We start from the raw sequence: 7,422 nt of genomic DNA, 5'->3' as shown, positions 1-7,422 counted from the left end.
TCGATCTCGGTATCTTTAAGCCAGTGTGCAAGGGCAAGCCAATAATGTCCTGTTGGCTCCATGCCGACGATTATTTGGCTTAGTTTGTACGAAGCCAACAAGTCTCGGATCCAGCGATCAAGAGATCGGAAGCCGACTTCATCATTGCTAAATTCCAGTGGATTACCCAAAGCGATACCACGGAAATTAACAGCTCTAGCAACGTGGGTCTCCTGAGCGATATCTACACCGACAACAAGGTGATTAGCGGTAATGTTTTCAATGAGTTGATTTTGTTTATCTTGTGCTTTAAACTTCATAATAGAGCGACCTCCTGATGTGGGATTTTAAGGGCTGTAGACCCGTTACGTACTCCCATCGTACAGATTCGCTCTTTTTTATGCAAACTCCAAATTATTCGTTCCACAGGAATTCTAACGGAGAACAATAGCGCAACAAACCAGGGAGCAGACCGGCTACGGCAACTGCTCCCTGTTTTCATTAAAGTAACGGGCAGATTAGATCCGGTAATTGAAAATTTGATGACAAACTCCCTAGCGGCTCACAACTGCAAGGGAGTTTGTCAATTTGGCGTTTAATGTCTAAGGAATTTATCTTTATACCAATCATTATCATTAGGCAAAATCAAATAAATAGAAACTTTTTACAATTTTCTCGCGTCTAGTTATGTGAGAGGAGATGTAGCAACGATGAGAAAAAAATTATTTGGATATTCGGTTGTTTTTTCATTATGCATGAGTTTAGTGATGCCTGCGGGGAGCGCTTTAGCCGCAGATGTTAGCGTGAGGGTTACACTGCCAAACTTCGAGGTAAACTTGAACGGTCATAAGGTTGAAAATCAGTTCCGTGAATACCCGCTCTTGGTTTATCGCGATATCACTTACTTTCCGATGACATGGTATGACACTAGACTGCTTGGCTTGGAAGCGAAATGGTCACCAGATGAAGGGTTGAACATTAAGCAAAACCAGGTGACTTCCTCATATGTGCCATATCATTCAGATCATCGTAATGCGGCTAGCTACGCAGTCGAGGTCCCTGCATCGACTGTTACGATTAACGGCAAGGAAATTGACAACACAAAAGAAAAGTATCCCTTGTTAAGCTTCCGAGACGTTACGTATTTCCCTATGACATGGCGCTTCGCGCATGACGACTTCGGATGGGATTACAATTGGGATAATACCAGCGGACTTAGCATCACCTCCCATAACCCGCAGATGAATGATGTGGACCTTCCAGCATATGCCTATACGAACGATGTCTCCCTTTTCAAGGGATATTATTATTTTGTAGAGACAACGGACACGACGAACCATGTATATCGGGCTCCTATGCAGACGCCATCCGACAAAGAAGAGATTTATTCATATAACATCAATACCGCATATGGACTGCAAAAGAATTTATCCTTTCAAATCCGTAACAACACGCTGTGGTTTACCTATCACCTCGGAGGAGCTATTATGGGACACGATGAGTTCGTAAAAATCGGTGACGACGGGAAAGCGGATCTGATACAGAAAGGATATTTGGACTTCCGTGACACGTCTTACGGCACGTTGATCACCCTTCTCGGCGCTTCGGCGTTCGAAGGTGGCAACTTGTATTTGTTACCGCCAGGCCTGAATGAGACAAACCGTAAGAGTGTCGGAGATCCAGGCGTGAAATATGGTGTACATGCCACGTACAACGGCGGCTTAGGATATAGCTCTGATTCCTCCACTGCCGTCATTGGAGATGATGTGTACGTGCTTGCTTCACGCGGCCAATCCGACGCAAATAAAATTAACAAAATCAGCCTGAAAACGAATAAAAGCACTATGATCGTCGACACAAGTGTCAACTGGTTCCGAATTATTAATAACAAGCTATATTATGTAAAAGATAAGGACAAAACATTGTATTCGTCTACGTTGGACGGGATGGGCGAGATGAAACTGTCCGACCATGCAGTGTCATGGTTTGACAGCATCAACGGCAACGTATTTTACACAACCAAGAAGGAAGATAACTTATACGAGCTTTATAAAGCGGATTCGAACGGGGAAGATCCTCTCGTATGGAAAACACCTGTTGTCGGCGTACAAGTGTTGAATGAGCAGCTCGTATGCAAGCTTAGCGAAAACGATGACAACGGGCTTATACTGCTAGGTGGTTCAGGCAGCTTGGTGCTTGAAGTAGGGGACCCTATCTCGCGCATACTCACGTCCGACAATGGGATATTAATTCAATCCTCTAGGGATTCATCCATCAAATTTATTCATTGAACGTAAATTGCAATTATTTCTTGTCTGGAAGAAAACCTTAGGGAACGTGGAGTAAAAAGTATGAAGGTACTGACAGGTAGAAGGAATAACGCTGCAATTAGAACATATGAACATTGCAATTATGTTAAAGACGAGGAACAGATGTTAAAGAAAAGGTTGGAGGATTAAGCGCAGAACGATAGTTGAACAAGCCTAAAAAGGCTGCTGCGTGCAGCCTTTTGTGTTAACGGGCAGCATAACGTGGAAATATTTTGAATTAGTAATAAGCACTCATTCACTTTCGAGGTGACCATTATGGCAATCGGTGATTATCAATTTATTCTGTTTCCAATGGGGAACGTTCCGAATTTCTCGGAAGATGGTATAGAGTTTGTAGGACAAAATAAATTTAGTTTGTATCAAGCCGTAGATGTACTCGAAAAGTCAGCTCATATAAAGAATGACTCAACATTGAAATCATGGAATTCCTTTGATGATGAATGCTATTTTCTTTATTATGATGGGAAATACAAGGTTGAAATTGAGCTTAATACAGGGCGTGTTACAGAAGAAGCTGAAGACATTTCAATAAGAACTAATATTTATCGAGACGAGGGAAGTGTAATTGAAGCACTACGAATATGCCAGGTTCTATGTGACTCTTTAAATTTAAAATGCTGGAACATGAAGCTTCGAGAGATAATTGATTTGCATAATGCCTCTAGTGTTGCTGATACAATAAATCACTATAGAAAGCTACGAAATAAGAGTTAATTTTAATTTGATGACAGACAGGAGTTAGATACGATGATAAAAGGTTTCGGAGGAATATTTTGGAGAACTGCCGAGAATGACAGTTATTTTCCAACAGAACAACAAGAGATGTTAAATTTCCAAGTACATAATCTAAACGAGACTATTAAGCATCTTGAACATGTTGGTGTACCTCTTGCCAAGAAAAAAGAGATTCGTGAATTTGATTTCGAAAACAATCGGATTGTGTATCATCGAGGGTATTATTTTTGCAAAGAAATGTTGCTCGAAGCAGGGAAAACACTTGGCGTACCGGTGCAACTGCAGAAAGCTCCAAACCTGGATTGGCGCGAGAAAAGATAGTATCGTAAGCTAAAAACAAGGAGGAAGGTCACAATGATTAGACCTGTAGAAAGTAAGAATCCCATTCGGAGTCAGATCAGTTCCGTAATTCTTTGGTCCAGAAATCTTGATAAGTCGGCAGAGCAGTACAGCAGGTTATTTAACCTTTCGCGCGAGCAGCAGGAGCGTTTCGGTCACTTGCATATCCTGCATTTGCCGAACGGAACGGACGTTATGATCGATTCAAATGGAATGGACAATGTTCCATTTCCAGATAAAGCTCCGCCGCTTTGCTTTGTGCCCGCTGATGATATAGATGAAGCGGCTGCGTTAATAGAAAATCTGGGATTCCAAATCATTTATGGTGGGATCATCCGAAATGAGTTTGTATCTTTCTTCAACATGCGTGATGATGATTTCAATGTGATTACGGTATGCCAAAACCATAAATGATAAGAGAATAAGGGGGAGGTTTTTTAAAAGTCGCCCCCCTTTAAAATATAAACGTAGACCCTCGGCCCGTTGCTGTGGGTCTCTTTTTGCTATTAAACTAAAAGGCAGCTTAGTATATTTGGATTGACAATATCAATGTATGTTATCATGATATTAAGCTATGAATAAGTTAGAAGCTAAGCTATTACTTGGAGGGAAAATCTATTAATAACGTCGTCCTGAATGATGCTATGACCATGTTGAAGAAAACAAGCCGTACTTTTTATATACCGATAAGTTGCTTGGATTTAGGATTGAGGGAGGCTGTAACATCTGCCTATCTGTGTATGCGAGCTATAGATGAAATCGAGGATCATGATGAACTCACAGACCAATTGAAAGTGGAATTATTACTCGGGATACACGAGGCATTCCAATCCCCACATATTATCGAAGCAACACAAAAATTACTATCACCGTATGGGGCAGTATTACCGGCAGTTACAAAGCAACTCGATGAGTGGGCGCTTCTTTGTCCATCCTCCGGAGCTCCAATCGTATATCATTACATAGCAATGATGTCGTTACAAATGGCCGACTGGGTTCAGAACGGGTGGAACATCCATACGGAAGAGGATTTGGACCACTATACTTATAGCGTGGCTGGTATGGTTGGAGAAATGCTATCAGAACTATGGTTGTGGCATGACGGGACGCAATCCGATCTAACGAAGGCGATTGCCTTTGGAAGAGGGCTGCAGGCGGTAAATATCCTCCGAAATAGAGTGGAGGATCTTAAACGTGGCGTTGACTTCTTTCCTGACGGTTGGGGATTCAAGGAGATGCAACAGTACACACGTCGCAATTTACAACTCGCCGACTCTTATATCGCAGACCTGAAGGAAGGTCCAGCATTGAAATTTTGCAAGATACCATTAGCGCTAGCTCATGCTACGGTAAACCTCATCGCTGTTGGTGGAAACAAATTAACGAGAGATGCGGTTCTAAAAATTGTGAGTCGTGTGACTGGATAACATGATTATCCATATGTAGATGTCAATAAGAAGTAAGCCGGTATTTGCGAGTGCCGGCTTTTTTTCTGTTATGTTGAACCGAGGGACGGGCAGGATTGCTCAAAGATGTTTGTAAATTAATGGTAGTAAAAACGAATAAAATTAATAAACCCCAGAAAGGTCGAAACTATGGATAATTTAGTTTATACATGGGGATTGTTTCAGTGGTTTCAAGAATCCGATAAGGGATTAATACATTCTGATGATGTACATAATTTTCAACTACAGAATTCTAGTGTCTTTTATTGTAGAGGAATCGAGGATAAATACTTAGTTTTACAGATGGGGAAGTATACCGTTGTATAAATGACTGGAGAGGTTTCGGTAATTCGGATAAGCCAATGGGATTTATAATTGAGAGATCGCCTGTTGAGTTGACCACGTAGCACTGCTGAATGCCTGAAAATTTGTAACCGCTGCTTGAAAATCCTTCTCACTTATAGTGGCAGTGGCATCATAAACAACAGCTGTTTGGAATCCATTTTCGATTAAGTCTCTCATATGCGATTCTACACAAATATTTGATAGGACACCTGCTAAAATGACCTTTTCTTTCCTATGCTGACGTAATTGGTAAACTAGATCATTGTTCTGCGGACTAGCAATCTTATGGGCGGTCGCAATGACTGTTCGGTTAGCTAATATGTATGGCTTAAGTGATGGAACCCAGTCAGCTCCCACAGAAGTGTAGTCATTTTGTTTTTGAAATACTCGAAGCTTTAATAACATTTCTTGTTCAGCTCCAGTAAATTGCCAACTATAATCATGCGGATATATATAATGGGGGGATATAAAGAGTTGATATCCTTTACCCATGGCTGTACTTATTAGAATTTCAAGGTTACCTAGCGTGTTGTAATGCTCAATATTATTTCTAGTTAAATGGTAGCCTTTACCTCCAGGTGATAGAAAGTCATTTTGTGGATCCGTAATGACAATTGCTATATTAGCGGGATTAGGTTTAAACATTTTTTTCCTCCAAATCACATCATTAAATATCCGTTTTTCAATGATTCGACTATTGTTCTTTAATGAACTTATATTAATGGGAGCTTGGACATATTCCGTTTTTAGATGGAGCATAGGTATTAATACAATTGCCTTCCAAAAAACGTTACAGATTATGTCCAACAGGACAGAAAGTGCTTGTTCCGCAAACGGGAGGTTAGTTCGAATTAATTAAAGAAAAAAATGGAGGCATTTCAAAAGTGAGGAAGAATATGAATATATTTCATATAGGTATGTCTGGAGCTGGTAAAAACACTTTAGGTGTGTTACTTGCAAAAGCTTTAGGAATGGATTACGTGGATACAGATATTGTTATACAATATATGGAATGAAATTCCAGCATGGGACCCATTTTTACACGTTATCTTAACTCGTTAGTAGAAGCCCCTAGATTATCTAGATAATATACGTATCTCGGTCGTACCCCAAGTTGGCGTATCAACCGAGACACATGTTCTGGATACTCTCTGAAAAGAGATCCGTATCCCTCCATGCAAACGCTGAAAGACAACAAAAAATGAGCCCATGAAAAGCTCGTTAGGATGCTTTTAGAGCTTGTTATTTAATGGTTGCGTCCAATTCATCGTTCGCAAATTTAAGCTCATTCTTAGCTTGCTCAAGTTCATCCGCTAGAGTATCCTGTGTTTTTAATTTTTCATCTATTATGCTAATCGCTGCTTCACTAAAACCAAAACCCACCGGACCTAAGGTACGCTCGGTAATACCCATTTTTCTTAAAGCTATAATTCTTGGAGATTCGGGTGCAAAATCACGACCCTTTTCTTTAATTTCTTTATTTATTCCGTCAATGCGACGAAGTGTTAGATTAATAAATTTTACAATTATTATTTGTTCAGGGGTAAGCATAAAAAAGAACCTCCTTCCGTTGAATTTGTATTATCAGATAATTTGTTTAATCAATTGTTTGGCTATTCTCGTGAGTTTTTTTGTTTTCCGTTCTTCTTTTTTAGTGGTTTCACTGAATTCCTTAGCCTCATGTATGAATTTGCGAACCGCCCTGGCAAGCTTTATGCGTGTATTGCTCATTTAAATCCCTCCCTTACATTTGTTGTTTGGTAAGCTCTTCATCCAAGCAGTTTTTGAAGTAAAGTGATAGACCGTCTCACTTGTTGCCTTATTTCGTGGTTTACTTCTTTAATTTTCTCATCTACTTTCTCTGTCTCTTTGGTTAATTTGCGAATGTCTTTGAGGAGCTTAGATGCTCTTGCTTTTCGACTCAATTTACGAATACCCATGACAAAACTCCTTTACAAAATGGAATTAGGTGTTTGACTCTATACAATAAATGCGGAATTGAAGTGTAATGAACTGGACTAATGTCTTATGGTAAAAGCCTGATTTTACGCTGAGGGTGGGAATGAAGGAGCCATGTTTCCCGAAAGCATCCCGCCAATACTCCTGCGTGCGTCATGACTGACAGGTCATGGGGTATGAAGTACAGGTAGATTTGGCAGAACGTAGGCTGGAGCCATTCTAATCGAAAAGGTATGCCAACAGATATGCCGCGCGGCTGAAAAACTGGATATGGTGATCGGGAATTTTGG

Annotated in this window: 10 protein-coding genes and 1 pseudogene; 6 read left to right on the top strand and 5 right to left on the bottom strand. The window is 40.4% G+C overall.

Translation table 11 applies throughout. The features are described from left to right. Nucleotides 1-299, bottom strand: a 299-nt coding sequence (locus tag G519_RS0131720; RefSeq protein WP_029198076.1) for an IS110 family transposase, incomplete at its 3' end; no start/stop codon positions are given. Between the two features lie 390 nt (nucleotides 300-689). Here G519_RS0131720 and G519_RS0131715 point away from each other — a divergent pair. From G519_RS0131715 to G519_RS0131690, 5 genes and pseudogenes are all read left to right on the top strand, one after another. Next, nucleotides 690-2,270, top strand: coding sequence for a DUF5050 domain-containing protein (locus G519_RS0131715; RefSeq protein ID WP_029198075.1), 1,581 nt, complete (start codon nucleotides 690-692; stop codon nucleotides 2,268-2,270). A gap of 294 nt (nucleotides 2,271-2,564) precedes the next feature. Continuing rightward, nucleotides 2,565-3,023, top strand: coding sequence for a hypothetical protein (locus G519_RS0131705; RefSeq protein ID WP_029198074.1), 459 nt, complete (start codon nucleotides 2,565-2,567; stop codon nucleotides 3,021-3,023). A 33-nt stretch (nucleotides 3,024-3,056) separates the two neighbouring features. Continuing rightward, a pseudogene (locus tag G519_RS45470) lies at nucleotides 3,057-3,227 on the top strand (VOC family protein); the annotation flags it as partial. Between the two features lie 171 nt (nucleotides 3,228-3,398). Beyond that, on the top strand, nucleotides 3,399-3,797 hold the full coding sequence (locus tag G519_RS45465) for a VOC family protein (RefSeq protein ID WP_051253857.1): 399 nt from the start codon (nucleotides 3,399-3,401) through the stop codon (nucleotides 3,795-3,797). A gap of 230 nt (nucleotides 3,798-4,027) precedes the next feature. Then, nucleotides 4,028-4,810: a squalene/phytoene synthase family protein gene (locus G519_RS0131690; RefSeq protein WP_051253859.1), complete on the top strand. Its 783-nt coding sequence runs from the start codon at nucleotides 4,028-4,030 to the stop codon at nucleotides 4,808-4,810. Nucleotides 4,811-5,197: 387 nt separating this feature from the next. Here G519_RS0131690 and G519_RS0131685 read toward each other — a convergent pair whose 3' ends face one another. Continuing rightward, complete coding sequence (locus G519_RS0131685) at nucleotides 5,198-5,818, bottom strand: cysteine hydrolase family protein (protein ID WP_029198072.1); 621 nt, start codon at nucleotides 5,816-5,818, stop codon at nucleotides 5,198-5,200. Between the two features lie 239 nt (nucleotides 5,819-6,057). Between G519_RS0131685 and G519_RS49445 the strand changes: the two genes are divergently transcribed. Then, the gene (locus G519_RS49445; RefSeq protein WP_244280286.1) at nucleotides 6,058-6,189 is read left to right on the top strand and encodes a shikimate kinase; all 132 of its coding nucleotides are present in this window, start codon (nucleotides 6,058-6,060) and stop codon (nucleotides 6,187-6,189) included. Nucleotides 6,190-6,415: 226 nt separating this feature from the next. Here G519_RS49445 and G519_RS0131675 read toward each other — a convergent pair whose 3' ends face one another. From G519_RS0131675 to G519_RS50685, 3 genes are read right to left on the bottom strand one after another with little or no spacing between them, the layout of a single operon-like run. Further along, on the bottom strand, nucleotides 6,416-6,724 hold the full coding sequence (locus tag G519_RS0131675; RefSeq protein ID WP_029198071.1) for a hypothetical protein: 309 nt from the start codon (nucleotides 6,722-6,724) through the stop codon (nucleotides 6,416-6,418). A gap of 33 nt (nucleotides 6,725-6,757) precedes the next feature. Continuing rightward, on the bottom strand, nucleotides 6,758-6,904 hold the full coding sequence (locus G519_RS50690) for a hypothetical protein (protein WP_154669638.1): 147 nt from the start codon (nucleotides 6,902-6,904) through the stop codon (nucleotides 6,758-6,760). A gap of 38 nt (nucleotides 6,905-6,942) precedes the next feature. Beyond that, nucleotides 6,943-7,113, bottom strand: a complete 171-nt coding sequence (locus G519_RS50685; RefSeq protein ID WP_154669637.1) for a hypothetical protein — start codon at nucleotides 7,111-7,113, stop codon at nucleotides 6,943-6,945. Nucleotides 7,114-7,422 lie beyond the last annotated feature (309 nt).

Origin of the sequence: Paenibacillus alginolyticus DSM 5050 = NBRC 15375 (assembly GCF_000422905.1) — a bacterium.
GTDB classification, from domain to species: domain Bacteria; phylum Bacillota; class Bacilli; order Paenibacillales; family NBRC-103111; genus Paenibacillus_E; species Paenibacillus_E alginolyticus.
Note: the sequence above shows the minus strand (reverse complement) of the source record. Positions and strands in the feature narration are given on the sequence as shown.

Coding starts and splice junctions, on each gene's coding strand:
- G519_RS0131715 (WP_029198075.1), top strand. CDS start 690: ATGAGAAAAAAATTATTTGGATATTCGGTTGTTTTTTCATTATGCATG.
- G519_RS0131705 (WP_029198074.1), top strand. CDS start 2,565: ATGGCAATCGGTGATTATCAATTTATTCTGTTTCCAATGGGGAACGTT.
- G519_RS45465 (WP_051253857.1), top strand. CDS start 3,399: ATGATTAGACCTGTAGAAAGTAAGAATCCCATTCGGAGTCAGATCAGT.
- G519_RS0131690 (WP_051253859.1), top strand. CDS start 4,028: ATGACCATGTTGAAGAAAACAAGCCGTACTTTTTATATACCGATAAGT.
- G519_RS0131685 (WP_029198072.1), bottom strand. CDS start 5,818: ATGTTTAAACCTAATCCCGCTAATATAGCAATTGTCATTACGGATCCA.
- G519_RS0131675 (WP_029198071.1), bottom strand. CDS start 6,724: ATGCTTACCCCTGAACAAATAATAATTGTAAAATTTATTAATCTAACA.
- G519_RS50690 (WP_154669638.1), bottom strand. CDS start 6,904: ATGAGCAATACACGCATAAAGCTTGCCAGGGCGGTTCGCAAATTCATA.
- G519_RS50685 (WP_154669637.1), bottom strand. CDS start 7,113: ATGGGTATTCGTAAATTGAGTCGAAAAGCAAGAGCATCTAAGCTCCTC.